The 24314-nt window shown below is 65.6% G+C and carries 18 protein-coding genes; 10 read left to right on the top strand and 8 right to left on the bottom strand.

What is annotated here, in order from left to right; all coding sequences use genetic code 11:
* Window positions 1-20 precede the first annotated feature (20 nt).
* Together AC1DOP_RS16055 and AC1DOP_RS16050 are read right to left on the bottom strand one after the other, a co-directional pair.
* Complete coding sequence (locus tag AC1DOP_RS16055) at window positions 21-1643, bottom strand: catalase (protein ID WP_477252182.1); 1623 nt, start codon at window positions 1641-1643, stop codon at window positions 21-23.
* Window positions 1644-1729: 86 nt separating this feature from the next.
* Complete coding sequence (locus tag AC1DOP_RS16050; RefSeq protein ID WP_442121215.1) at window positions 1730-2221, bottom strand: asparaginase domain-containing protein; 492 nt, start codon at window positions 2219-2221, stop codon at window positions 1730-1732.
* Between the two features lie 112 nt (window positions 2222-2333).
* Between AC1DOP_RS16050 and AC1DOP_RS16045 the strand changes: the two genes are divergently transcribed.
* Complete coding sequence (locus tag AC1DOP_RS16045) at window positions 2334-3092, top strand: L-asparaginase (RefSeq protein WP_442121216.1); 759 nt, start codon at window positions 2334-2336, stop codon at window positions 3090-3092.
* Window positions 3093-3131: 39 nt separating this feature from the next.
* On the opposite strand, the gene AC1DOP_RS16040 is transcribed toward AC1DOP_RS16045, so the two are convergent.
* Entirely contained in the window at window positions 3132-4121 is a 990-nt protein-coding gene (locus AC1DOP_RS16040) for a D-2-hydroxyacid dehydrogenase family protein (protein WP_442121217.1), read from the bottom strand.
* A gap of 395 nt (window positions 4122-4516) precedes the next feature.
* Between AC1DOP_RS16040 and AC1DOP_RS16035 the strand changes: the two genes are divergently transcribed.
* On the top strand, window positions 4517-6367 hold the full coding sequence (locus AC1DOP_RS16035) for a phosphoenolpyruvate carboxykinase (GTP) (RefSeq protein ID WP_442121218.1): 1851 nt from the start codon (window positions 4517-4519) through the stop codon (window positions 6365-6367).
* Between the two features lie 112 nt (window positions 6368-6479).
* Here the strand turns inward: AC1DOP_RS16035 and AC1DOP_RS16030 are convergent, their stop codons facing one another.
* Entirely contained in the window at window positions 6480-7853 is a 1374-nt protein-coding gene (locus tag AC1DOP_RS16030; RefSeq protein ID WP_477252179.1) for a YfcC family protein, read from the bottom strand.
* A 25-nt stretch (window positions 7854-7878) separates the two neighbouring features.
* Complete coding sequence (locus tag AC1DOP_RS16025) at window positions 7879-8997, bottom strand: succinylglutamate desuccinylase/aspartoacylase family protein (protein ID WP_442121220.1); 1119 nt, start codon at window positions 8995-8997, stop codon at window positions 7879-7881.
* Window positions 8998-9150: 153 nt separating this feature from the next.
* On the opposite strand from AC1DOP_RS16025, the gene AC1DOP_RS16020 reads away from it, so the two are divergent.
* From AC1DOP_RS16020 to AC1DOP_RS16010, 3 genes are read left to right on the top strand one after another with little or no spacing between them, the layout of a single operon-like run.
* Window positions 9151-10134, top strand: a complete 984-nt coding sequence (locus AC1DOP_RS16020; RefSeq protein WP_442121221.1) for a MurR/RpiR family transcriptional regulator — start codon at window positions 9151-9153, stop codon at window positions 10132-10134.
* Window positions 10127-12877 carry a TonB-dependent receptor gene (locus AC1DOP_RS16015; protein WP_442121222.1) on the top strand — a complete coding sequence of 917 codons (2751 nt, stop codon included), beginning with the start codon at window positions 10127-10129 and terminating at the stop codon, window positions 12875-12877. Before AC1DOP_RS16020 ends, AC1DOP_RS16015 begins: the two co-directional genes overlap by 8 nt.
* Window positions 12878-12887: 10 nt before the next feature.
* Entirely contained in the window at window positions 12888-14123 is a 1236-nt protein-coding gene (locus AC1DOP_RS16010) for a cyanophycinase (RefSeq protein ID WP_442121223.1), read from the top strand.
* Between the two features lie 7 nt (window positions 14124-14130).
* Here AC1DOP_RS16010 and AC1DOP_RS16005 read toward each other — a convergent pair whose 3' ends face one another.
* Together AC1DOP_RS16005 and ftrA are read right to left on the bottom strand one after the other, a co-directional pair.
* A complete protein-coding gene (locus AC1DOP_RS16005; RefSeq protein ID WP_442121224.1) occupies window positions 14131-14583 on the bottom strand; it encodes a DUF2214 family protein in 453 nt (150 codons plus the stop codon).
* On the bottom strand, window positions 14580-15539 hold the full coding sequence (ftrA, locus tag AC1DOP_RS16000) for a transcriptional regulator FtrA (protein ID WP_442121225.1): 960 nt from the start codon (window positions 15537-15539) through the stop codon (window positions 14580-14582). Before ftrA ends, AC1DOP_RS16005 begins: the two co-directional genes overlap by 4 nt.
* Window positions 15540-15631: 92 nt before the next feature.
* Between ftrA and AC1DOP_RS15995 the strand changes: the two genes are divergently transcribed.
* Window positions 15632-16024: a rhodanese-like domain-containing protein gene (locus AC1DOP_RS15995; RefSeq protein WP_442121226.1), complete on the top strand. Its 393-nt coding sequence runs from the start codon at window positions 15632-15634 to the stop codon at window positions 16022-16024.
* 92 nt (window positions 16025-16116) lie between these two features.
* Here the strand turns inward: AC1DOP_RS15995 and uvrA are convergent, their stop codons facing one another.
* On the bottom strand, window positions 16117-18966 hold the full coding sequence (uvrA, locus tag AC1DOP_RS15990) for an excinuclease ABC subunit UvrA (protein ID WP_442121227.1): 2850 nt from the start codon (window positions 18964-18966) through the stop codon (window positions 16117-16119).
* A gap of 359 nt (window positions 18967-19325) precedes the next feature.
* Here uvrA and AC1DOP_RS15985 point away from each other — a divergent pair, with 359 nt between their 5' ends.
* The 4 genes from AC1DOP_RS15985 to AC1DOP_RS15970 all read left to right on the top strand — a co-directional run bounded on the left by AC1DOP_RS15985 (window position 19326) and on the right by AC1DOP_RS15970 (window position 23919).
* Window positions 19326-20612, top strand: a complete 1287-nt coding sequence (locus AC1DOP_RS15985; RefSeq protein ID WP_442121228.1) for a PQQ-like beta-propeller repeat protein — start codon at window positions 19326-19328, stop codon at window positions 20610-20612.
* A gap of 265 nt (window positions 20613-20877) precedes the next feature.
* A complete protein-coding gene (gene ssb / locus AC1DOP_RS15980) occupies window positions 20878-21390 on the top strand; it encodes a single-stranded DNA-binding protein (RefSeq protein ID WP_442121229.1) in 513 nt (170 codons plus the stop codon).
* Window positions 21391-21502: 112 nt separating this feature from the next.
* Window positions 21503-22951: an amidohydrolase family protein gene (locus tag AC1DOP_RS15975; RefSeq protein ID WP_477252173.1), complete on the top strand. Its 1449-nt coding sequence runs from the start codon at window positions 21503-21505 to the stop codon at window positions 22949-22951.
* A 149-nt stretch (window positions 22952-23100) separates the two neighbouring features.
* Complete coding sequence (locus AC1DOP_RS15970) at window positions 23101-23919, top strand: alpha/beta fold hydrolase (RefSeq protein ID WP_442121231.1); 819 nt, start codon at window positions 23101-23103, stop codon at window positions 23917-23919.
* The last annotated feature ends 395 nt before the right edge of the window (window positions 23920-24314 follow it).

Genomic DNA, 24314 nt, shown 5'->3' with positions numbered 1-24314 from the left:
GTTGGTCAGCTGACTGTTCTTCACTTGGTCGCCACTTCCTCCGAAGTAGCCGGCTCCTTCCTCCCCTCCGATCCCATCTCCGCCTGTCCGCTGGTATACGTGGCCGCGCCGCGGTTCTGATGCGGCGCCGGCTTGCCCGGCAGCGGCGGCAGGGCCTTCGCCTTTTCCAGGTCGATGCCGGCCACCTGCGCCACGCGGCGGCCGTAGTCCTCGTCGCAGTGCCACAGGTGCCAGACCATGCGTAGCTGTATGACTTCAGGACATTTCTTCAGATCGCCGCCGACGTTGTTGACCAGGTCGTCGCGTTCCCAGTCCTGGAAGGACCGGTAACGGTCGCCCGCCTGCTTGTAGTCGGAGGCAGTGTTCGTGGTCTGGTAGCGGCCCAGGTGGCCCTGCACGACCTGGTGGTAGTCCTTCTGCGGCTGCGGCGCTTCCTGCAGGCCGCCCAGCAGGCTGGGCTCGTAGTTGATGTGCTTTTCTTCTCCGCCGCCGTCGACGTAGAAGGCCATCTGGCCGTCGCGCTGGTTGGTGCGGGCGCGGGCCTTTTCCTGGGGCGCATTGATCGGCAGCTGGAGGTAGTTGGGGCCGACGCGGTAGCGCTGGGTGTCCGAATAGGACAGGGTGCGGCCCTGCAGCATCTTGTCATCCGAGAAGTCGACGCCGTCGACCAGTACGCCGGTGCCGAAGGCCGATTGCTCGGTTTCGGCAAACACATTGTCCGGGTTCTTGTTGAGTACCATGCGTCCCAGCGGCAGCAGCGGGAACTGGTCTTCCGGCCAGCGCTTGGTGTCGTCCAGCGGATCGAAGTCGAGCTCGGGATGCTCGCCGTCGAACATCATCTGCACGCAGAATTCCCACTCCGGAAACTCGCCGCGTTCGATCGCCGCGTACAGGTCGCGGGTGGCGTGGCTGGTGTCGTGGCCCTGGATCTCGGCGGCCTGCTGGCTGGTGAGGTTGCGCACGCCCTGTTTCGGTTGCCAGTGGAACTTTACGAGGTGGGCGATGCCCTGGTCGTTCACCAGTTTATAGGTGTTCACGCCCGAGCCTTCCATCTCGCGGTAGTTGGCAGGAATGCCCCATGGGCTCTTGAGCCAGGTAACCATGTGCAGGGCTTCCGGATGACTGCAGATGAAGTCGTAGAAGCGCCACGGCTCCTGCTGGTTGGTGACGGGGTCGGGCTTGAAAGCGTGGATCATGTCCGGGAACTTGATCGCATCGCGGATGAAGAAGACCTTCAGGTTATTGCCGACCAGGTCCCAGTTGCCGTCGACGGTCTTGAGCTTGACGGCGAAGCCGCGCGGATCGCGCGCCGTCTCCGGGGATTCCTTGCCGCCGATGACGGTCGAGAAACGCACGAATACCGGGGTCTGCACGCCGGTCTCGTTGAGGACGCGGGCGCGGGTGTACTTGCTGGCCGGCTCGTCGCCGATCTTGCCGTAGGCTTCGAAATAGCCGTGGGCGCCGGTGCCGCGCGCATGCACCACGCGTTCGGGAATGCGTTCGCGGTCGAAGTGGGTGATCTTCTCGATGAACTGGTAGTTTTCCAGCGTGGCCGGGCCGCGCTCGCCGACCGAGCGCAAGGACTGGTTGTCGCGGACGGGATGCCCCTGGCGGGTGGTCAAAGTCGGGCGCTGCTCGTTCATTGCTTCCTCCTGCGTTGGTGGAAGAAGCATTGTAAAAATGGCGGGAAACGCGCAGCGCCCGATAGCCGTCCAGCAATGCTGTCGTGTCAGCGCGCCTCGAACACGCCGGCGGCGCGGTTTTTGGTGACTTTATCCCAGGTGAAAATGGTGCCGTTCATCGCCACGTACACGCCCGGCGGCAGCGTTTGCGCCACGCCGCAGGCGAAGCCGAAGTTGAACAGCGCGTCGGAGTTGGCGATCTCGTAGGGGATCATGGCGCCGGTGAAGACGATGGTCTTGTCGCTCGTGCCTGCGGCCGCGCCCAGCACCTCGGCGGTTTCGCGCATGGTGTCGGTGCCGTGCACGATCACGATCGCCTTCTCGCTGGCGGCCTGGCAGGCGGCCAGGACCTTCTGGCGGTCGGCGTCCTGCATGTCGAGCGAGTCGAGCAGGGAAACCACTTCGAGCGCGGCCGGAATGGTGATGCGCGCGCGCTTGATAACTTCAGGCAAGTGGCTGTCCGCAAAGCCCAGGACACCGTTGAGTTCGTTGTAGTGTTTGTCGAAAGTGCCGCCGGTGGCGATGATCCGCAAAGTCATGATAATGGTTTGGAAACGCAGAAAAATAAGGTGCTTATGATAGCCGCAAACGGGTATGTATCCGCATGTGACTGCGCTAGAATCTTCCGGATCGGATGAGTACATTGATCACATGAAACCCGTCGCTCCAGGCACTGTCATCTTCCATCGCCATCGCGGTTACGGCGTGATTACCCACGTCAACCTGCTGACCGGCTGGATCTCCGCGCGCTTCGGCAACGAAGCGCGCACGCTCGACCTCAACCTCTCCACCGACGAAGTGCAGCACGCCGATGGCGAGGCCATCCTGTTCCGCCGCTCGCCGCCGGACCGCATGCCGCACGCTCGCCTGATGGCGATGGTGCGCGAGCTGCACAAGGCCGGCTACGAAAAGCTCTACCTGCACTCCTGGCCGAAGCCGTCCGGCCTGCACTGGCGCTGGCACCTGTTCGCCGGCCAGCGCGACTGGATGCAGCGGCCCTGGCGCGAAGGCTGGTACGGTTCGGGCGACGTGTATAACGGCAATCCGGTGATGGGCTGGGGCGATGCGCCCGGCGCCAGCACGGACGAGCTGATCCACGCGCTGGCGAAGTTCGATCCCGAAGGCCTGGCGCGCGCGCTGGGCCGCGACGACGACCATACCGCCTGGTTCGCCGGCGTCTGCGAGGCCCTGCTGCCGGGTTATATGTACAGCTTCGACATGGCGCCCCAGCCGAAGGGCGGCGGCCTGGTCGAGATGCCGCCGGTGCCCGTGGTGCCGGTGCGCGCCGGCCTGCCGGCCTACGACGGTCCCGTCATCGAGTGGCCGCCGGGCTGGGCCGGCTTGTGGACGCGCCGGCATGAGATGCCGATGCGTAAGCCGAATTTCACCGGCGAACCCGAGTTGCGATAACCTAGGGTGGGCATTCCATGCCCACGCGGACGCATGCGGTCATTTCGCCGACGCGTCCGGATTCAAGATGTTCGTCGCCGTGCCGTTCGCGAAATTGACCACGTTCTCGAACGCCACCCGGAAATACAGCTCGTAGCTGTCCTTCTCCACATAGCCCAGGTGCGGCGTCGCCAGCACGGTCGGGATCTTCAGCAGCGGCGACTCGGCCGGCAGCGGCTCGTCGGTGAACACGTCCAGTGCTGCATAGCCCGGGCGGCCGCGCTGCAGCGCGTCTTCCAGCGCATTCTCTTCCACCAGCTCGGCGCGGCTGGTATTCACGAACAGGGCGTCGCGCTTCATGCGCGCCAGGTCGTCCCGGGTGACGATGCCGCGCGTGGCGGCGTTCAGGCGCAGGTGCAGGCTCAGCACGTCGGCCTGCTCGAAGAAGGCTTCGCGCGAGGGCGCCGCCTGGAAGCCGTCGCCGACCGCCGCCGCGCGGCTGGTCTCGCTGCCCCACACCATGACCTGCATCCCGAAGGCCTTGCCGTAGCCGGCCACCATGCGTCCGATCTTGCCGTAGCCCCAGATCGCCAGGGTGCGTCCCTTCAGCGTCCGCCCCAGGCCGTTCAGCTCCGGATTGCTTGACGCCGTCTGCCACAGGCCCTGCTTCAGGTTGTTGGCGTAGGGGACGATCTTGCGGCTCGCGGCCATGATCAGCGCCCAGGTCAGCTCGGCCGGCGCGACCGGCGAGCCGATGCCTTCCGCGATCGCGATGCCGTGCTCGGTCGCGGCCGCCACATCGACGTGGCCCGCCAGCTTGCCGGTCTGCGACAGCAGCTTCAGGTTCGGCAGCTTGGCCAGCAGGGCGCGCGGAAACGCGGTGCGTTCGCGGATCAGGACCAGGGCGTCGAAGGGTGCCAGGCGGATCGCCAGCTGGCCCAGGCCGCGGCTCGAATTGGTGAACACCTTGACCTCGTGTCCGTCCAACAGCTTGAAGCAATCGAGATGGCGGACGGCGTCCTGGTAGTCGTCAAGGATGGCTATTTTCATAATGTTTTCTGTAAATTTCGTACGGGTAAGTAATGAAATAACGCGGATTCAAAAGATGGAGAATAACCTACTACATTGGTCAACCAAATTTCCTACATTTTTGTTATTGAAGCATTTGAAACGCATTTGTGCGGGTGTAGAATCGACCAGAAATAAAGGCCAGCGATGTCTGATTGACATGTTTTGAGACATCGATCGAGGCCAGCAGCCGACACGACCGCCGCATCACGTTACCCCGGCGCCGATCCATTGCCAAATGGATTCTTGAGCGCGGGCCCGGTACCGGGATTCCCTGACGGACGGACCCTCGATGACACCGTTACCAGCCGCGGCCCTGTGACGCGAAGCCGGTTTTTCGAGGCCCCAAGAATTCTTTATTGGCATTGGAGGTACCTATGAATCAGCCCGTGATGGGCGGCGTTGCCGCTTTGAACGTCCCAGCTTACATCAAGCACAACAAACTCATCAATTGGGTGGCCGAGATCGCGGCCCTGACCAAGCCCGACGCCATCTACTGGTGCGACGGTTCCCAGGAAGAGTACGACCGCCTGTGCGCCCTGATGGTCGAAGCCGGCACGATGAAGCGCCTGAATCCGGAAAAGCGCCCGAACTCCTACCTCGCATGCTCGGACCCGAGCGACGTCGCGCGCGTCGAGGACCGCACCTTCATCTGCTCGGCAACCAAAGAGCAGGCCGGCCCGACCAATAACTGGACCGACCCGAACGAGATGCGCCAGACCCTGAACGGCCTGTTCGACGGCTGCATGGCCGGCCGCACCATGTACGTGGTGCCGTTCTCGATGGGCCCGCTGGGCTCGCCGATCGCCCACATCGGCGTCGAACTGTCCGACTCGCCCTACGTGGCCGTCAACATGCGCATCATGACCCGCATGGGCCGTGCCGTGTACGACGTGCTGGGCGAGAACGGCGACTTCGTGCCCTGCGTGCACAGCGTCGGCATGCCGCTTGCCGCCGGCCAGCAGGACGTGCGCTGGCCGTGCAACGCCACCAAGTACATCGTCCACTATCCGGAAACCCGCGAGATCTGGTCCTTCGGCTCCGGCTACGGCGGCAACGCGCTGCTGGGCAAGAAATGCTTCGCGCTGCGCATCGCTTCCAACATGGGGTACCAGGAAGCCCAGCAGGGCGGCACCGGCTGGCTGGCCGAGCACATGCTGATCCTGGGCGTCGAATCGCCTGAAGGCGCAAAGAAATACGTGGCCGCCGCCTTCCCCTCGGCCTGCGGCAAGACCAACTTCGCGATGCTGATCCCGCCCGCCGGTTTCGAAGGCTGGAAGGTCACCACCATCGGCGACGACATCGCCTGGATCAAGCCGGGCGCGGACGGCAAGCTGGTCGCGATCAACCCGGAAGCCGGCTACTTCGGCGTCGCCCCGGGCACCAACGAGAAGACCAACCCCAACTGCATGGCCTCGCTGCGCGAGAACGTCATCTTCACCAACGTCGCCCTGACCGACGACGGCGACGTCTGGTGGGAAGGCATGACCAAGGAAGCTCCTGCCCACCTGATCGACTGGCAGGGCAAGGACTGGACCCCGGCGTCCGGCACCAAGGCCGCCCACCCGAACGCGCGCTTCACCGTGGCCGCGACCCAGAACCCGGTCATCGATCCGGCCTGGGACGATCCGGCCGGCGTGCCGATCTCGGCCTTCATCTTCGGCGGCCGCCGCTCGACCACGGTGCCGCTGGTGACCGAGGCCCGCAACTGGACCGAAGGCGTGTACATGGCCGCGACCATGGGCTCGGAAACCACCGCCGCCGCCGCCGGCCAGATGGGCGTGGTGCGCCGCGATCCCTACGCGATGCTGCCCTTCATCGGCTACAACATGAGCGACTACTTCCAGCACTGGCTGAACCTGGGCAAGAAAATCTCGGCGCAGCCGAAGATCTTCTGCGTCAACTGGTTCCGTACCGACGAGAAGGGCAACTTCGTGTGGCCGGGCTACGGCGACAACATGCGCGTGCTGAAGTGGATCCTCGAACGCACCGAAGGCAAGCAGGGCGGCGTCGAGCACATGTTCGGCACCTCGCCGTCGTACGGCGACCTGAACTGGACCGGCATCGACTTCACCGAAGCGCAGTTCCAGCAGATCACCTCGATCGACAAGGACGCCTGGCGCGAAGAACTGAAGCTGCACAGCGAGCTGTTCGACAAGCTGGCTTACCGCCTGCCGCAGGAACTGGTGGCGACCAAGCAGCAGCTGGAGCAGCGCCTGGGCGCATGACGCGATGAATTAGTGGGGAGACGACGGCCGGTTCACCGAAACCGGCCGCACAAAACGAAAAAGGGACAGGCGAGCGCCTGTCCCTTTTTTCATGCGCGATTGCGCAAGCCCCTCAGCTCCACCCCATCAGGCAGGGCGGCACCAGCAGCAGCAGCGCCAGCACCAGGTAGATCAGCTGCAGCGGGATCATCCACTTGGCCCAGGTCAGCCAGGGCACGCGCGCCAGCGCCAGCACGCCGACCGTGATGCCGGAGGTCGGGATCATGGGCGTCGACAGCTCCCCCAGCTGGAAGGCCAGGATCGCGGTCTGGCGCGACACGCCCACCAGGTCCGCCAGCGGCGCCATGATAGGCATCGTCAGCGCTGCCTGGCCGGTGCCCGAATGGATGAAGAAGTTGATCACCGACTGGATCAGGTACATCTTCTGCGCCGCGAATACCGGATGGCTCGACGCTACCCACGGCATCAGGCCGTGCAGCATGGTGTCGATGATGTGGGCGTCGCGGGCGATGATCATGGTGGCGCGCGCGATCGCGATCACCAGCGCCGTCGGCGCCAGGTCTTTTGCGCCCTGCATGAAGGCCGCCACCCAGCTGTCGGCGCCGAGGCGGCCGACCAGGCCGACGACGATCGCCATCGCCAGGAACAGGGCCGCGATCTCGTCGATGAACCAGTCGTACTTCACCACCCCGATCACCATGGTGCCGAGCGAGATTGCGAAGATCGCCAGCACCGCCGCATGGCGGCCCGTCATCCGGTCGTCGGACGACACGGCCACCGGATGCTCGAGGCGCTTGGCCTGGTCCAGCACGAAGGTCGGGCTCAGCGACGGATTGCGTTTCACGCGCGCGGCGTACCACATCAGGAAGGCGATCGTCACAATCGTCGCCGCCGCCCACACGATCAGGCGGTAGCCCATCCCAGAGAACACCGGTACGCCGGCGATGCCCTGCGCGATGCCGACGTTGAAGGGATTCAGGAAGGCGGCGCCGAAGCCGACCTGGGAGCCGAGGAAGGGGATCGAGACGCCGGTCACGGTGTCGTAGCCGAGCGCCAGTGCCAGCGGAACGAAAATGAGCACGAAGGGGATCACTTCCTCGTTCATGCCGAAGGTGGCGCCGCCCAGCGAGAACAGGGTGACGAACACCGGGATGATGGTCGCGCGCACCAGTGCCGAGTGTTCGTGGGCGCGCGCGATCGAACGGATCGCGGTGTCGATCGCTTCCGTCTTCTGCACCACCGCGAAGGCGCCGCCGACGATCAGCACGAAGCCGATGATCTGCGCCGCCTCGACGAAGCCTTTGATGGGCGCCTTCATCAGCGCCACCAGGCCCTGCGGGGCGCTGGCCACGTAATGGAAGGTGTCCGGGTCGACCAGCTGCTTGCCGCCCACGAGGTGGGTCTCGTACTTCCCGCCGGGGACGAACCAGGTCGCCAGCGCGATCAGGGCGAGGATCGCGAACAGCAGCACGAAGGTATTGGGCATTCGAAGGCGCATGCTTATGGAATCCTCATTGGCTCAGCAGGGAACCGGAACGGAAGGGCGTCGCCCCGGCGATTTTACAGATGTGCATGCCGCGCAGCAGGTGGCGATGGGCGGTCGAGGCGAACAGCAGGCCGCCATGGTGCGCGTGCACGGTCGCGGTGACGCCGGTGACCGGATTGACGATGTCGGCGACGGCTTCGCCGGCAGCGACCTGTTCGCCCAGCGCTTTCAGGAACACCAGCACGCCCGACTGCGGCGCATCCAGGCGCTCGACGGCCGTCAGGGGCGTCGGCGCGCACAGCGGCGCGGGCAGGGGGCCCTGCGGGATCTCGAGCAGGCCTTCGCGCGCCAGGTACTGGAGCAGCGCCTGCGCATCCTGCCGGGCGTAGTCGTAGCGCACCTCCATCTCGCCGCGCAGTTCGACCGTGATCGCGGCGCAGGCCGGCGGAATGGGCGTATCCGGACCGAAGTGCGCGGCCAGGTCCCACCATAGCCGGCTGCAGGCTTCGTCGAAAGGCTCGCCGCCGGACGCATCGGACAGCAGCAGGACGCGCGCGCCGAGCAGCGCCGCCAGCGGCTCGACCCGCCCGGCCAGCGCGCTGCCGGTGTAGACGTGCAGCACGGCTTCGTTATCGCAGTGCAGGTCGAGCACGATGTCGGCGTCGATCGCCATCCCCAGCAGGGTTTTCTTGAGGGCCTCGGTATGGTCGGCCGGTTCCCAGCGGGCGACGGCGGCGCGCGCCTCGCTGCGGATCAGGGCGACGTTCGCCCGCGCATCGGCGCCGAGCCTGCCCGCCAGCGCTGGCTTCAGTTCGTCGGCCAGGTGGCGGAAGGCGCGGTTGAAGTTGACGCCGGTGCCGAGGTCGAAGCGGCCGAAGGGCATGCCGTGCACGATTTGCGACAGGCCGACCGGATTCGCGGCCGGCACCAGGACGATCTCGCCGCGCACCCGGCCTTCGGCATCCAGCCGGTCCAGCTCGCGCTTCAGGAAGTGCGCCACCAGCATCGCCGGTACTTCGTCCGCATGCAGGGCGGCCTGGATATAGACCTTCTTGCCGCTGCCCGGGCTGCCGTAGTGGCAGGAAGCGAGCTGGTAGCTGGCGACGCCTGGTTCGGTCGCGATCGGGTGGGTGTGTGCATGCATATGCGGTCTCCTCGGCCGGGTCGGCTGCCCGGCGGATTATGTATGAATTTTTACACAAGGTAAATCCGTGATGGATTATTTTCAAAAATATGTTGAGTTCGTGAATACACCTGGTTTAAATTTGGAAATGTTTATTCATTAACATTGGTCATCATGACTTCAGCCGCTCTGCCCAACGCTTCGCCCGACATCGGCTTCGCCGAGTCTTCGCTTGGCCAGAGCCTGCTGCGCATGCTGGCCGAGGGCTCGGCCTCGAACCGTACGATCGCCGACTACCTGCTGCGCAACCAGGTTCGCGTGACCGCGCTCGGTATCGAGGAACTGGCCGATGCCTGCGCCGTCTCCACCGCCACCATCAGCCGCTTCGCGCGCGATCTCGGCTTCAAGAACTATGCGGCGATGCGCGGCGCGGTGGCGGAGACCCTGCAGTCGGTACTGCAGCCGGTCGAGAAGCTGCGCAGCACGATCGCCCGCAAAGCCTCAGCCGCCTCTCCCGCGCTCGAAAGCCTGAATTACGCGGAGGCGGCCATCACGGCCACCAGCCGTGCGCTGGCAGGTGCCCAGCTCGACCGCATTGGCGCCGTGCTCACCAAGGCCGGTACCGTATATGTGATGGGCTTCGGCCTGTCGTCCTTCCTGGCGGGCGCGCTCGCCATGCACCTGCAGCCCTTCTGTCGTCACGTGGTCGAAGTGGCTGCAAGCGGCGGCACCGAAGTCGCGGCCAGCCACCTGGCGAATATCACCGGCAAGGATGTGCTGGTCGTTGTCTCCCTGCCGCGCTACACGCTGGCCGTCGTTCCGCTCACCCGGTTCGCACGCGACAGCGGCGCGACCGTCGTTTCGATCACGGATTCGCCCGCGTCCCCGCTCGCGGAGCTGGGGCATCACGTGCTGTATGCCCACAGTGCGCACCCCGTGCTGCCCAGTAGCTCGAGCTCCGCACTGGCCGTGATCGAAGCGCTGGCCGTATCGCTGATGACCTCCAACAAAGCCAATGTGGCCAAGGCGGCCCGGCATACCGAAGCCATTGCCGCCTACCTCTACGGCGAACACCAGATTCGTACCGGCAGCATGCAGAAAAAGGAAGGCGCCCGCAGGCGCCGCACAGTGAAACCAAGAGGGAGCACCAATGACTAAGCACACTTCGAGTACCCTTCGGCCCGCCATCCTGGCATCGAGCGTCGCCGCGGCGCTGGGCCTGATGGCGCAACAGGCCTGGGCGCAGGAGCAGGCGCAGGGCCAGACGATGCACCGGGTGGAGATCACCGGTTCGTCGATCAAGCGCATCGATACCGAGACCGCGCTGCCGGTGCAGACGATCACGCGCGAAGAGATCGAGAAGATGGGCGCCACCACCGCCGCCGAACTGGTCAAGAACATCAGCGCCAACACGGCGCCGATCACGGACGGCCCCAGCATCACGGACGGCACCTCGGGCCAGCGCGGCCTGAACGCCGCGAACATGCGCGGCATCGGCGCCTCGTCGACGCTGGTCCTGCTGAACGGCCGCCGCCTGGCCAACTTCGCTTCCCCCGGCGACAACGCCGGCGTCGACCTGAACAACATCCCGGCCGCCGCCATCCAGCGCGTCGAGGTGCTGAAGGACGGCGCTTCGGCGATCTACGGCACCGACGCCATCGGCGGCGTGATCAACTTCATCACGCGCAAGGACTATACCGGCGTCGACCTGGCCGGCTCGCTGGCCGGTACCCAGCACGGCGGTGCCGGCAAGAAGACCGCCAGCATCAGCGCCGGCTTCGGCGACCTGAGCACCGACCGCTTCAATGTGTTCGGCGTGCTCGACGTGCAGCAGCTCGACCGCCTGCGTTCGGGCCAGCGCAGCTTCATCAAGGAACGCGAGCTGGCGACCACCTTGCCGGCCCAGATGTCGAGCAATACCTTCCCGGCGAATATCGACATCTCGGGCGCGCAGCGCGCCGCCCTGATCGCCGCCGGCCTGCTCCCGGCCGGCACCACCTCCAGCCGGGTCAATCCGAGCTCGCCGGGCTGTAACCCGCCCGCCACCGTGTATGCGCCCAAGGGCCCTGGCGGCGTGGCAGGCTGCAGCTACGACTACATGGAAGATACCGAGATCTATCCGGATTCGCGCAAGGTCGGCTTCATCGGCCGCGCGACCTTCCAGCTGGATTCGGAAAACCAGTTGTTCGCGGAACTGGTGCAGAGCGAGGCGAAGACGAAATACGTGCTGTCGCCGAACCCGGTCCGGATCCGCAACCTGCCGGTCAGCATCCTGCCGCAGGCCTATCGCACGGCGCTCTCGGGCGCCGGCCTGCCCACCACCTTCAGCGGGATCCGCTACCGCATGGCGGAAGCCGGCAACCGCAGCAACGAGGTGACCAGTACCGGCCAGCGCCTGGTGCTGGGCGCCACCGGTACCCTGGGCGGCTGGGACTACGACGCGGCCCTGGCGCGCGCCGAGAACCGCGCGATCGACAAGTACGTCGACGGCTACGTCCTCTACGACAAGTTCGACGCCGCCGTGCGCAACGGCACCGTCAATCCCTTCGCGCCTTCGTCCAAGGCCGGCATCGACCTGATCAACAGCATCAAGATCAACGACGAGGCGCGCAAGGCCAAGGGCATTGCCACTTCGCTGGACGGCAAGATGTCGCGCGCGCTGACCCCGCTCGCCGGCGGCGACCTCGCGATCGCGATCGGCGGCGAACTGCGTCATGAGCACCAGCTGTTCACGCCTTCGGAGCTGCTGAAGTCGAACAATATCGCCGGCGACCGCGACAGCACGGTTCCCGCCGGCCAGCTGCTCGAGGTCGAGACCGCGGACAATACCCGCAAGGTGGCCTCGGTGTTCACCGAAGTGGTGGCGCCGTTCACCAAGGAACTGGAGATGCAGTTCGCGCTGCGCTGGGACCACTACAGCGAAGTCGGCAACACCACCAATCCGAAGATCGGCCTGCGCTGGCAGCCGTCCCAGGCCCTGCTGCTGCGCGCCTCGGCCGGCACCGGCTTCCGCGCGCCCTCGCTGTCGGACCTGAAGCGCCCGACCATCTTCGGCACCACCGCCGGCATCCTGACCGACCCGCAGTGCGTGAAGCAGGAAGGCAGCATCGACACCTGTACCGACCAGTGGAACGTCGAGCGCCGCTCGAATCCGAACCTGAAGCCCGAGAAGTCGCGCCAGTTCACGCTGGGCGTGGTGTTCGAGCCGGTCAAGCGCGCCAGCCTCTCGATCGACTACTGGAACATCGAGAAGAAGGACGTGATCAGCACCCTGGGCGAACAGGTCATCATCGAAAACCCGGCCGCCTACAACGGCAAGTACATCGAGCGCGACGAGGACGGCTTCATCTCCAACATCCTGCTGATGAAGGAGAACCAGGGCCGCCTGAAGACCTCGGGCTTCGACATCGCCGGCGACTGGCGCACCGAGCGCGGCCCCTGGGGACGCTTCGGCATCAACCTGTCCGGCACCTGGGTGCTGAAGTACGACCGCCAGTTCGGCCCGCAGGAACCCTACCGCAGCAACCTGAACGTGTTCCTGAACGACCAGGTGATCCAGAAGTGGCGCCACCGCATCAACTTCGAATGGGACAACGGCCCGGTCACGCTGACCCTGGCGAACCAGTACTCGACCAGCTACACCGACCAGAACACGACCTACGACCCCTACACCGACACGCTGCTGCCGCCGAACCACGTGAAGGCGTATTCGCTGTGGGACCTGACCGGCAGCTGGGCGATCGGCAAGAACCTCAAGCTGCGCGCCGGCATCCTGAACCTGCTCGACAAGGATCCGCCGTTCTCGAACCAGGCCTGGTTCTTCCTGGCCGGCTACGACCCGAGCTACACCGATCCGCGCGGCCGCAGCGGCTTCGTGAGCGTGAACTACTCGTTCAAGTGATGGGTTCCGTATGCTGAAGAGATGGTACTTCGCGCTGGCGATGCTGGCCGCCGGCGCCGGCGGACAGGCGGCCGAACCCGCAGCGCCGGCCGCCGGTGCGCCGGCCGCCGTGAAAGGATCGCTGGTCATCATCGGCGGCGGCCTGCGCGCCAACAACGCCGAGGTGTACCAGAAGATCGTCGCGCTGGCGGGCGGCAAGGGAGCGCGCATCGCGGTGTTCCCGACCGCGGCCGGGACGCCGCAGCGGGAAGCCGAGCTCACCGCCGCCAACCTGAAGCGCTACGGCGCCCAGCCCTTCGTGGTGCCGATCGCGCCGCGCCTGGCGGGCACGGACGCACGCAGGGCCGCCGACGATCCGGCCCTGGCGGAGGCGGTGGGCAAGGCCGGCGGCGCCTTCTTCACCGGCGGCGACCAGGCCCGCATCACAGGCGCGCTGCGCCGCGTCGACGGCAGCAACACCGCCGTGCTGGATGCGCTGTGGGCGATGTACCGGAGAGGCGGCGTGATCGCCGGCACCAGCGCCGGCGCCGCCATCATGAGCAGCACCATGTTCTACGATCCGCCGCTGGATGTGCTGCCGTTGCTGAAGCACGGCGTGGTCGACGGCAAGGACGTCGCGCCGGGGCTCGGCTTCGTCGGCGACGACGTCTTCATCGACCAGCACTTCCTGGTCCGCGGACGCTTCGCCCGCATGCTGCCGGTGATGCTGGCCAAGGGTTACACGCTGGGACTGGGCATCGACGAGAACACCGCCGCCGTGGTCGGTCCCTCGCGCGACGTGAGCATCGTCGGCTACCGCGGCGCACTGGTGCTCGACCTGGCCGGGGCCACCGTCGACAAGGCGAAGCCGGACTTCAACCTGTCGAATGCGCGCATCAGTTACCTGGACAGCGGCGACCGCTTCAACCTCGTCAACCGCGCCTATTCGCCGGGACCGGACAAGGAGCCCTTGAAGAACATCGACCGCGAGCACCGCGAATCGATCTTCACCACCGACATCCTCGGCAACACCTCGGTGGTGAACCTGCTCGAGAAGCTGGTGGACAGCGACCAGCAGCGCGCCGTCGGCATCGCTTTCGACGGACCTGCCAGCAAGTCGCCGGAACGCGGCTTCGAGTTTACGTTTACGCGCGTGCCGGACACCAGGGAATACGCCACCAACCGCGAGGATGCGTATTCGATCTACCGGATCAGGATGGATATCCGGCCGGTCAAGATGCACCAGCCGCTGTACTCGGCCGACTGAGCGCCGGCTAGAAGCCGATGCCGCGCGCCATGGCGGCCGCGAAGATCGGGATCAGCGCGAACACGTGGATCTCGATCAGCAGCTGGCGGCGCACCGCGCCGATCTCCTGCACGGCCGGCACGAAGGCGGCATCGGCCTTCAACACCTTTTGCCACGCCAGGATGCGCAGGGTGGGGCGGATCGACACCAGCCCGACCACGAGGAAGGCGCCGATCTTGGCCCAGAACATCGGATTGTGCAGATAGAAATCCGGCCCCCTGGCGCCGAACCACACCCGCGCGAAGCCGACCCCCAGGATCGCCATCGCCAGAGCGCCGTAAACCGCATCGAAGCGCCCCAGCAGCCTGACCGTGTGCGGCGACATGGCCGCGGGGCGCATCAGCGCCAGTTCGGCCGCCAGCACCGAGGCGATGCCGAACACGATCAGGTGGTGGACCGAGGCCAGCAGGAAGTCGCTCATGGTCTGGATTCTCCGTGTTGTCTGCGGTAGCGCGCCGGCGAGGGCAGGCCGTGGCTGCGGAAGTGGCGCCGCAGCGATTCGGGCGAGCCGAGTCCCGCCAGGTCGGCCACGGCCTCGATGCCGAGCGCCGGCCGGGTCTCCAGCAGCTGCGCGGCGAGCATCACGCGTTCGCGCACCAGCCAGTCCAGCGGGCTGGCGCCGGTGCGTTCCTTGAAGTGGCGCTGGAAGGTGCGCACGCCCATGCGGGCCTGTTCCGCCATCGAGGCCAGCGTGTGCGCGGCGCGCAGGTTTTCTCTTGCCCAGTCCATGGTGCGGGCGATCGGGTCGGTATTCGACTGCGGCAGCGGACGCGCCACCAGCTGCGCCTGGTCGCCGTCGCGGTGGGCCGGGATGACCAGGCGCTGGGCGACCCTGTTCGCGATGCCGGCGCCGAAGTCGCTGCGCACCAGGTGCAGCAGCATGTCGAGGCCGGCCGCCGAGCCGGCCGAGGTGACGATATTCCCATCCTCGACGTACAGCGTGCCGTGCTCGATCGCGATGGCCGGGAAATGCGAAGCCAGCCTGTCGAAATAGCGCCAGTGGGTGGTTGCCCTGCGGCCGTCGAGCAGGCCGGCATGCGCCAGCACGAAGGCGCCCGAGCAGATCGAGCACAGGCGCGCGCCGCGTGCGTGGGCGCGGCGCAGGGCGTCAAGCAGCGCCGGAGGGGGGGCTTCGTCCGCGTCGCGCCAGCCGGGGATGACGATGGTGCCGGCGCCGTCGAGGGCATCCAGGCCGTGCGGCGCCTGCACTGTCAGGCCGCCGGCGGCGCGCAGCGGGCCCGGCTCGATGGCGCACACCGCGTAGCTGTACCAGTCCACATCCAGCTCCGGCCGTTCCAGCGCGAACAGCTCGACCGCGCAGCCGAATTCGAAGGTGCACAGGCGATCGTAGGCGAGGATGGCGACGTGGTGGGACATGGCCGGATGTTACCAGCTTCTGTCGCCGCGGCCACTGCCGGGTTGTCGAACCCACGGGCACACTGCAGTCTCATTTTGCAAAGGAGATCGAGATGGCTTCAGCAGTTTCAAGCATACCCGCTGCGCCCGGCGAACAGGCGGCCCGGCATTTCGGCACGGCCTTCGAATACGAGACCGATTGCGCCGACGTGCACGAGGCGATGAGCGGCGGCCTGCAGGACTTCGTGCTGCTGGATGTGCGCGGACCCGCGCTGTACGGGCAGGGCCACGTGCCGGGCGCGCTCAATCTGCCGCATGGGAAGATCGTCGAGGCGAAGCTGAAGGAATACCCGACGGAGACCCTGTTCGTGGTGTACTGCGCCGGGCCGCACTGCAATGGCGCCCACCGCGGGGCGCTGCGCCTGGCCAGGCTGGGACGGCCCGTGAAACTGATGATCGGCGGGATCACCGGCTGGCTGGACGAGGGGTACCAGTTAGCGAGATAAGAAGCCTCGTCATTCCCGCGCAGGCGGGAATCCAAGCTTCGGGTGCCTCATAACTTGGGTCCCCGCCTGCGCGGGGACGACGTCCTCTTGGCTTACTGCTTCAGCAGCGGCTTCAGGTACTTGCCGGTCACGCTGGCCTTGTTCTTGGCCACGTCCTCCGGCGTGCCGGTGGCGACGATGGTGCCGCCGCCCGCGCCGCCTTCGGGACCGAGGTCGACGATCCAGTCCGCGGTCTTGACCACGTCCAGGTTGTGCTCGATGATCACGAGCGTGTTGCCCTGGTCGCGCAGGCGGTGGATCACCTTCAGCAGCAGGTCGATGTCGGCGAAGTGCAGGCCGGTGGTCGGTTCATCCAGGATGTACAGCGTGCGGCCGGTGTCGCGCTTGGACAGTTCCAGCGACAGCTTTACGCGCTGCGCCTCGCCGCCCGACAGCGTGGTCGCGCTCTGGCCCAGCTTGATGTAGCCGAGGCCCACGTCCAGCAGCGTGTGCAGCTTGCGGGCGATGACCGGCACCGGCTTGAAGAACTCATGCGCGTCCTCGACCGTCATCTCCAGCACTTCGGTGATGTTCTTGCCCTTGTACTGGACTTCCAGCGTCTCGCGGTTGTAGCGCTTGCCGTGGCAGACGTCGCAAGGCACGTAGACGTCCGGCAGGAAGTGCATCTCGACCTTGATCACGCCGTCGCCCTGGCAGGCTTCGCAGCGGCCGCCCTTCACGTTGAACGAGAAGCGGCCGGCCGAGTAGCCGCGTTCCTTCGCGGTCGGCACCGTCGCGAACAGGTCGCGGATCGGGGTGAACACGCCGGTATAGGTGGCGGGGTTCGAACGCGGGGTGCGGCCGATCGGCGCCTGGTCGACCGAGATCACCTTGTCGAAGTGTTCCAGGCCGTGGATCGTCGCGTGCGGCGCCGGCTCGGTCTGCGAGCCGTACAGGTGGCGCGACAGGGCAGGATACAGCGTGTCGTTGACCAGGGTCGACTTGCCCGAGCCGGACACGCCGGTCACGCAGGTCATCAGGCCCACCGGCAGTTCCAGGGTGACGTTCTTCAGGTTGTTGCCGGTCGCGCCGCTAATGTGCAGCATGCGCTCCGGGTCGGCCTCGGTACGCTTCTTCGGCACCTCGATCTTCTTCCGGCCGCTCAGGTAGGCCGCGGTCAGGGACTCCTTGTTCTTCATGATGTCCTTGATCGTTCCCTCGGCGATCACGGCGCCGCCATGCACGCCGGCGCCCGGACCCATGTCGACGATGTAGTCGGCGGTACGGATCGCATCCTCGTCGTGCTCGACCACCAGCACGCTGTTGCCGATGTCGCGCAGGTGCTTGAGGGTCGCGATCAGGCGGTCGTTGTCGCGCTGGTGCAGGCCGATCGAGGGCTCGTCCAGCACGTACATCACGCCGGTCAGGCCGGAGCCGATCTGCGAGGCCAGGCGGATACGCTGGGCTTCGCCGCCCGACAGGGTATCGGCGCTGCGGTCCAGCGACAGGTAGTCGAGGCCGACGTCGTTCAGGAATTTCAGGCGTGCGATGATCTCCTTGATCACGCGCTCGGCGATGTCCTTCTTGGCGCCCGTCAGCTGCAGGCTGTCGAAGTAGGCCAGGCAGTCGCGCAGCGGGGTCCTGGCGACCTCGTAGATGGCGCGTTCCTGCTCGCCGTGGCCGATGCGGACATAGCGCGCTTCGGTGCGCAGGCGCGCGCCGCCGCAGGTCGGGCATTCCTTCTCGTTGATGAACTTGGCCAGCTCCTCCTTCACCGCCATCGAATCGGTCTCGCGGTAGCGGCGCTGCAGGTTGTTGACCACGCCCTCGAAGGTGTGTTCGCGGATCACGGTGCGGCCACGCTCGTTCACATAGGCGAAGGGCACGGTGTTCTTGCCGGAGCCGAACAGGACCGCGTCCTGGGCCGTCTTCGGCAACTGCTCGAAGGGTTTGTCGAGGTCGAAGCCGTAGTGCTGCGCCAGGCTGCTCAGCATCTGGAAGTAGAACTGGTTGCGGCGGTCCCAGCCCTTCACGGCGCCGGAGGCCAGCGACAGGTTGGGGAAGGCGACGATGCGCTTCGGATCGAAGAACTCGATGTGGCCCAGGCCATCGCATTCCTGGCAGGCGCCCATCGGGTTATTGAAGGAGAACAGGCGCGGCTCAAGCTCCTGCAGCGAATAGCCGCAGACATTGCAGGCGAACTTGTTCGAGAAGATGTGTTCCTTGGCGGTGTCCATCTCGTAGGCCACGGCGCGGCCGTCGGCCAGGCGCAGCGCGGTTTCGAAACTTTCGGCCAGGCGCTGCTTGATCTCGGCGTTGACCTTCACGCGGTCGATCACGACGTCGATGGTGTGCTTCTCGGTCTTCTTCAGCTTCGGCAGGTCGTCGACGTCATGGATCCTGGCGTCGCCGGTGCCGCTCTGCACGCGGAAGCGCACGAAGCCCTGGGCCTGCATCGAGGCGAACAGGTCGCTGTGCTCGCCCTTGCGGTTGGCGACCACCGGAGCCAGGATCATCAGCTTGGTCTCTTCCGGCATGGCGAGCACGGCGTCGACCATCTGCGAGACGGTCTGCGCGGTCAGCGGCTCGTGCGAGTGGTCCGGGCAATAGGGCGTGCCGACGCGCGCGTACAGCAGGCGCAGGTAGTCGTGGATCTCGGTGACGGTGCCGACGGTCGAACGCGGGTTGTGCGAGGTCGCTTTCTGTTCGATCGAGATCGCCGGCGACAGGCCTTCGATCAGGTCGACGTCCGGCTTTTCCATCAGCTGCAGGAACTGGCGCGCATAGGCCGACAGCGATTCGACGTAGCGGCGCTGGCCCTCGGCATACAGGGTATCGAAGGCGAGCGAGGATTTGCCGGAGCCCGACAGGCCGGTGATCACGATCAGCTTGTTGCGCGGCAGGTCGAGATTGATGTTCTTGAGGTTGTGCGTGCGGGCGCCGCGGATTCGGATTTCTTCCATCAGGTTTTTGCTGGCTTTCGAATGGTTGAGGGCCGGCGCACGAAGTTCCACGGTGAGCGGGCCAAGCGAGAAGAACTCACTAGTTTACCTGTTTTTATTCACAGTGGTATACGTGGCGTGAATTAACTGTGGCCGCGTTATCTACATGGAATCTCTGGTCTTTCGTATGTGGGCTGCTTCAGGCCCTCTTCAATGACAAAGCGATCAAAATCTCGAAATTAATTCCTGAGACAGGTGGCGTTTTATTAAAAGTATTAAGTGCATAATTACTTTTGGTTTCTATTGGAATGGAATTGAGAGGTCGGCCGGACAGTGAAATACTTTTCGGTTTTCAACGCTTGCCGTCCCCGGCTCATTTCATGAAGATCATCCTGCGCACGCTGTTCCTGGCGACGCTGGCCATCGCACAGGTAGGCTGCAACGGCAGCGGCAAGAGTGCGGTCGGCGCCGGCCCGGTTGCCGGGCCGGCGCGCGTTCCCGCCGGCGCCTTGCCGCAGGCGGCGCCGGCAAGCCACCTGACGCCCTTGTCCGCCATGCCGGGCCTGCCGGCCTGGTCGGCGACGGGCGGCAATGCCGGCCACACGAACCACGTGCCCGCCGCCTTCGACCCGGCAAGATTCACACGCCGTTTCGCCTGGTCCCTGCCTGCCGGCGCATCGGTTTCCCAGGCCCAGCTTGCGCTCGACAAGGGGCAGGCTTTCGCCGTCGTCCAGGAAGCCGCCGGGCAATGGACCCTGCGCGCCCTCGACGAAGCGACGGGCAAGGAAAGCTGGGCCGCGGCGCTCGGCAAATTCGACCTCGTCGATCCGCCGGCGGCCGATGACGGCAAGGTGGTGCTGAGCGCCCAGGCCGGCATCGATGGCGATGCCCTCCTGTTCTTCGACCAGCGCACCGGCGCGTTGCTCGACAAGCGGGTCATCCCGAGCCGGCGTGCACCCGGCCACTCGACCGCCGACATGCGCATGGCGCCCGTCATTGCCGACGGCGGCATCTACGTGAACGACCGCGCCGCCGGCAAGCTGCTGGCGAAATTCGACGCCGCGACCCATGAGCTGCTGTGGGAAAGCGAGTGGACCGGCGCGCCGAACCATGCCTTCGCGCCGGCCGTCGACCAGGGCCGGGTCTACGTGGCCTTTTCCGATGGCGGCCTGCTCGGCATGGATGCGAAGACCGGCGCCAAGGTGGTGGATCATCACCGCCAATTCACCGACAGCCCCATGGACGGAATGGTGGCGGATGGCCTGGCGTATGCGCTGTCGCCGAACGGACTCGTGGCGACCGGCATCGCCCAGGGCAGCTTCAAGTGGCAGGGGCCGGTACTGCTGGAGATGGCAGCACCGCCGGGGCCGGTGCTGTACGGCGTCACCGGCAATGCCGTGCTGGCGCTCGACCGCGCCACCGGCAAGACCTTGTGGAGCATGCCGAGACCGGGCCCGGTCTCGGTCTCGCATTCGATCCTGGCCACCAGGAACCTGCTGTTCGTCAGCGGCGAGCCGCAGGGCGGCGCCGGCACGGTTGCGATCGATATCGCGACCCGGAAGGTCGTGTGGTCCTGCCCGGAGGGAGGCCGGCTGTCGCTGTCGCCGAACGGGGTGCTGTACATCACGCCGCTCGGGGGCGAGATTACCGCGGTGAACCTCGAGTAAAAAGCGCTCGGGTAAAGCGACTTACTAGCGCATCGTTACCTCGAGAACTTTGACGGGCGTCTCTTCCAAATGGGGCACTTCGCCCCCATTTTGCCTGTCTGAGCGGATGTCGGATAAACCGGCATGCGCCTGCCTCCGCAGCGTTTAAAAAGTTGCCTGTTAAGCCTAGCAAACAGGCATAATAACGGAGGCAATACCCTTAATTTCCCTGGCACTTAGTCAACACGCAGAGCCAGGGCTCACATCATTCTGAAGGAGTTTCACCATGGCATCAGTCAACAAGGTCATCATCGTCGGCAACCTCGGCCGCGATCCGGAAATCCGCTACATGCCGAGCGGTGACGCCATCGCCAACATCGCTGTGGCCACTTCGTACAAATCCAAGGACCGCAACACCGGCGAACAGAAAGAGCTGACCGAGTGGCACCGCATCTCCTTCTTCGGCCGCCTCGCTGAAATCGTCGGCCAGTACCTGAAGAAAGGTTCCTCGGTCTACGTCGAAGGCCGCCTGCAGACCCGCAAGTACACCGACAAGGACGGCATCGAACGCTACGCCACCGACATCATCGCTGAAAACATGCAGATGCTGGGCGGCCGCCAGGGCATGGGCGGCGGCGACAGCTTCGGTGGTGGCGACAGCTACGGCGGCGGCGGCGACAGCTACGACGCACCGCCGAGCCGTCCGGCGCCGCGCCAGGCCCCGCCGGCACCGGCAGCCCGTCCGCAGCCGAAACCGGCACCGAACTTCTCGGATATGGATGACGACATCCCGTTCTAAACCAGGAAGGTCCCCAAGCGGATTCGCTGTCGAAACGGCGAGCGCCACCCGGCGCTCGCCGTTTTCTTTTGATCTTCCGCATCCCGTTCACCTTCTACTGATTCGACTTGCCATGTCCCTGTTTCGCCCCCTTGCTTTCTCGTTCGCATTCCTGCTGTCCTCCGTCCAAGCGGCCGAGCCGGCCCAGGCTGACCTGCTGATCCGCCATGCGCGCGTGGTCGACGTGGCGCAGGCGCGCGTTCTCGACGACCAGGCCGTGGCCGTGCGCGGCCAGGACATTGTCGCCAGCGGTCCCGACGCCGTCATCGCCGCCGGCTGGCGCGCCACGCGCAACAGCGATGCCGCCGGCCGTTACCTGCTGCCCGGTTTGTGGGATATGCACGTGCATTTCGGCGGTGGTCCCGAACTGATCGAAGAAAACCAGGCATTGCTGCCGCTGTATGTCGCGCATGGCATCACGACCGTGCGCGACGCCTCGGGCGACTTGCCCGAGCAAGTGCTGGCCTGGCGCGCCGATATCGCGGCAGGCCGCCTGTTCGGGCCGCAGCTGTTCACCTCGGGCGCCAAGATCGAGGGCATCAAGCCGGTCTGGAAGGGCACCCTGGAGGTGGGCAGCCGGGCCGATGCCGACGCCGCGCTGGACCGCCTGCAGCGGCGCGATAAAGTCGACTTCGTCAAGATCACCGACAGCACGCTCGATCCCCAGCTGTTCCTGTACACGCTGGCCCAGGCCAAGGCGCGCCACATGCGCACCTCGGGCCACATCCCGATGGCGCTGACGGTGCGCCAGGCCGTCGATGCCGGCATCAGTTCGATCGAACACCTCGACTACGCCTACAACGCAGGAGTGCGTGATGGCGACAGTATCGCCGCCGATTTTGCGGCTGGCCGCATCACGCGCGCCCAGGCCAGCGCCCGCCTTGCCAAAGGCTTCGACCCGCAAGGGGCGATGGCGTCGTATCGCCAGCTGGCGCAAGCCGGCGTGTTCGTGACGCCGACCCTGAACGGCAGCCGCGTCCTGGCCTTTCTCGACAGCGAAGCGCATGACAAGGACGCCTACCTCGCCTATATCGGTCCGCGCCTGCGCCAGACTTACCAGTGGCGTGTCGACCGCGCGGCCAAGGCCACGCCGGCCGACGTGGCGGCGCGCCACGCCCACTATGAGCAGGTGGCGGCCGTGCTGCCCATGCTGCAACAAGCCGGGGTGACGATCATGGCGGGCACCGATGCGGGCTTCCTCAATTCGTTCAACTATCCCGGCATCGGCCTGCACGATGAGCTGGCCCTGTTCGTCAAACTCGGCCTGACGCCGCCCCAGGCGCTGGCCGCGGCCACGCGTGCGGGACCGGCCTGGTTCGGCAAACTCGATCGCTACGGCGCGGTGCAAGCCGGCAAGGCGGCCGACCTGTTGCTGGTCGAGCGCAATCCGCTGGAGGATATCGGCGCGCTGCGCGAGATCCGCGCCGTGGTGCTGCGCGGTCGATTGCAGGATCGGGCGGCGCTGGACGCCATGCTGGCGCAGACGCGTGCCAAGGTTGCGGCCTGGAACGCGGCGAAGTAAGCGAGGACAGATGATGGAACCGCTGCCGCCGGGCGGAACGACAAGCGCTCGGAGAAGCTGGAGGCAATTCAGCTTGTGGCGGCGGGCAAGCGTGCGATTCGTCGCCGGACAAAGCCTTACACTGCCGACTTCTCATGAAAGGAGTGTCCATGCCTACCATCCGCACGTCCGGCGCCAATCCGACCGAGCTGTACTACTACGAACAGGGGCAAGGAAAACCCGTCGTGCTGATCCACGGCTGGCCGCTCAGCCACCGCATGTGGGAATCGCAGATCACGGCGCTGGCCGAGGCCGGCTACCGCGCGATCGCCTACGACCGCCGCGGCTTCGGCCAGTCCGGCCGTCCGACCGCGGGCTACGACTACGACAGCTTTGCCGCCGACCTGAACGAGCTGATCACCCAGCTCGACCTGCGCGACGTGGCGCTGGCCGGCTTTTCGATGGGCGGCGGCGAGGTGGCGCGCTACATCGGCCGCTACGGCACGGAGCGCGTGTCGAAGGCCATGCTGCTGGGCGCCGTGCCGCCCTTCCTGCTGAAGACGGACGACAACCCGGAGGGCGTGGACAAATCCGTGTTCGACGGCATGCTGGAGGGCGTGAGGAAAGACCGCATCGCCTTCCTCGAAGGATTCTTCCCGAATTTCTACAACCTGCAGCCGGGGCAAGGCCAGGACTTGCTGGCCTTCAGCAAATGGCAGGCCTGGGCGGCATCGCCGCTGGCGACCGAACAATGCATCGTCGCCTTCGGCACCACGGACTTTCGCGCCGACCTGAAAAAATTCGACGTCCCGACCCTGGTCGCCCACGGCGACGCCGACCAGATCGTGCCGCTGGCAGTGTCCGGCCAGCGCTCGCACCAGATGATTCCCGGCAGCCGCCTCGAGGTGGTGAAGGGCGCGCCGCACGGCTTTGCCGCGACCCACGCCCAGCAGCTCAACGGGCTGATGCTGGATTTCCTGAAGAGCTGACCGGCGCAGGTCGGTGCAGTGTCCCGGCCGACCTGATCGACCGGGCTGCATCCGCACATTCGTAACGCCGGCAGCAGCTGCGCGTTGCATTCAGTTACAAAATCTCTCCTGCCGAAAACCTGCTCGCATGACACGCGGCGAGGTGGCTTTCACGCGTCCGGCAGCGGCGGGTTCCACGGCGATTTTTTGCTTTCCAGTCACAAATCGCGGCCATTATGAGGTTTGCACATGGCTGATATCACGCTTCTTTTTCACGTAATTCACCGCTAAATTCGACTTATTCTCTGTTTTCGAAGAAATTTTCGTTATCGCTTGCATCATTTTGTCTATATCGCGCAACGCTTCGATAAATGCTTACAAATGGAAAGAAATTTTTTTCCGCACGGCAAAGCAAA

It is taken from the genome of Massilia sp. 01N410, from assembly GCF_056399665.1.
The sequence above is the reverse complement of the archived record's forward strand: the minus strand, read 5'-3'. Positions and strand labels throughout refer to the sequence as shown.

Bases quoted from the DNA above. Each gene is read 5' to 3' on its own strand.
- ssb (WP_442121229.1), top strand. From the start codon at position 20,878: ATGGCATCAGTCAACAAGGTCATCATCGTCGGCAACCTCGGCCGCGAT.
- AC1DOP_RS16015 (WP_442121222.1), top strand. From the start codon at position 10,127: ATGACTAAGCACACTTCGAGTACCCTTCGGCCCGCCATCCTGGCATCG.
- AC1DOP_RS16020 (WP_442121221.1), top strand. From the start codon at position 9,151: ATGACTTCAGCCGCTCTGCCCAACGCTTCGCCCGACATCGGCTTCGCC.
- AC1DOP_RS16010 (WP_442121223.1), top strand. From the start codon at position 12,888: ATGCTGAAGAGATGGTACTTCGCGCTGGCGATGCTGGCCGCCGGCGCC.
- AC1DOP_RS16040 (WP_442121217.1), bottom strand. From the start codon at position 4,121: ATGAAAATAGCCATCCTTGACGACTACCAGGACGCCGTCCGCCATCTC.
- AC1DOP_RS15970 (WP_442121231.1), top strand. From the start codon at position 23,101: ATGCCTACCATCCGCACGTCCGGCGCCAATCCGACCGAGCTGTACTAC.
- AC1DOP_RS16005 (WP_442121224.1), bottom strand. From the start codon at position 14,583: ATGAGCGACTTCCTGCTGGCCTCGGTCCACCACCTGATCGTGTTCGGC.
- AC1DOP_RS16045 (WP_442121216.1), top strand. From the start codon at position 2,334: ATGAAACCCGTCGCTCCAGGCACTGTCATCTTCCATCGCCATCGCGGT.
- AC1DOP_RS16050 (WP_442121215.1), bottom strand. From the start codon at position 2,221: ATGACTTTGCGGATCATCGCCACCGGCGGCACTTTCGACAAACACTAC.
- ftrA (WP_442121225.1), bottom strand. From the start codon at position 15,539: ATGTCCCACCACGTCGCCATCCTCGCCTACGATCGCCTGTGCACCTTC.
- AC1DOP_RS15985 (WP_442121228.1), top strand. From the start codon at position 19,326: ATGAAGATCATCCTGCGCACGCTGTTCCTGGCGACGCTGGCCATCGCA.
- AC1DOP_RS16025 (WP_442121220.1), bottom strand. From the start codon at position 8,997: ATGCATGCACACACCCACCCGATCGCGACCGAACCAGGCGTCGCCAGC.
- AC1DOP_RS16035 (WP_442121218.1), top strand. From the start codon at position 4,517: ATGAATCAGCCCGTGATGGGCGGCGTTGCCGCTTTGAACGTCCCAGCT.
- uvrA (WP_442121227.1), bottom strand. From the start codon at position 18,966: ATGGAAGAAATCCGAATCCGCGGCGCCCGCACGCACAACCTCAAGAAC.
- AC1DOP_RS15995 (WP_442121226.1), top strand. From the start codon at position 15,632: ATGGCTTCAGCAGTTTCAAGCATACCCGCTGCGCCCGGCGAACAGGCG.
- AC1DOP_RS16055 (WP_477252182.1), bottom strand. From the start codon at position 1,643: ATGAACGAGCAGCGCCCGACTTTGACCACCCGCCAGGGGCATCCCGTC.
- AC1DOP_RS15975 (WP_477252173.1), top strand. From the start codon at position 21,503: ATGTCCCTGTTTCGCCCCCTTGCTTTCTCGTTCGCATTCCTGCTGTCC.
- AC1DOP_RS16030 (WP_477252179.1), bottom strand. From the start codon at position 7,853: ATGCCCAATACCTTCGTGCTGCTGTTCGCGATCCTCGCCCTGATCGCG.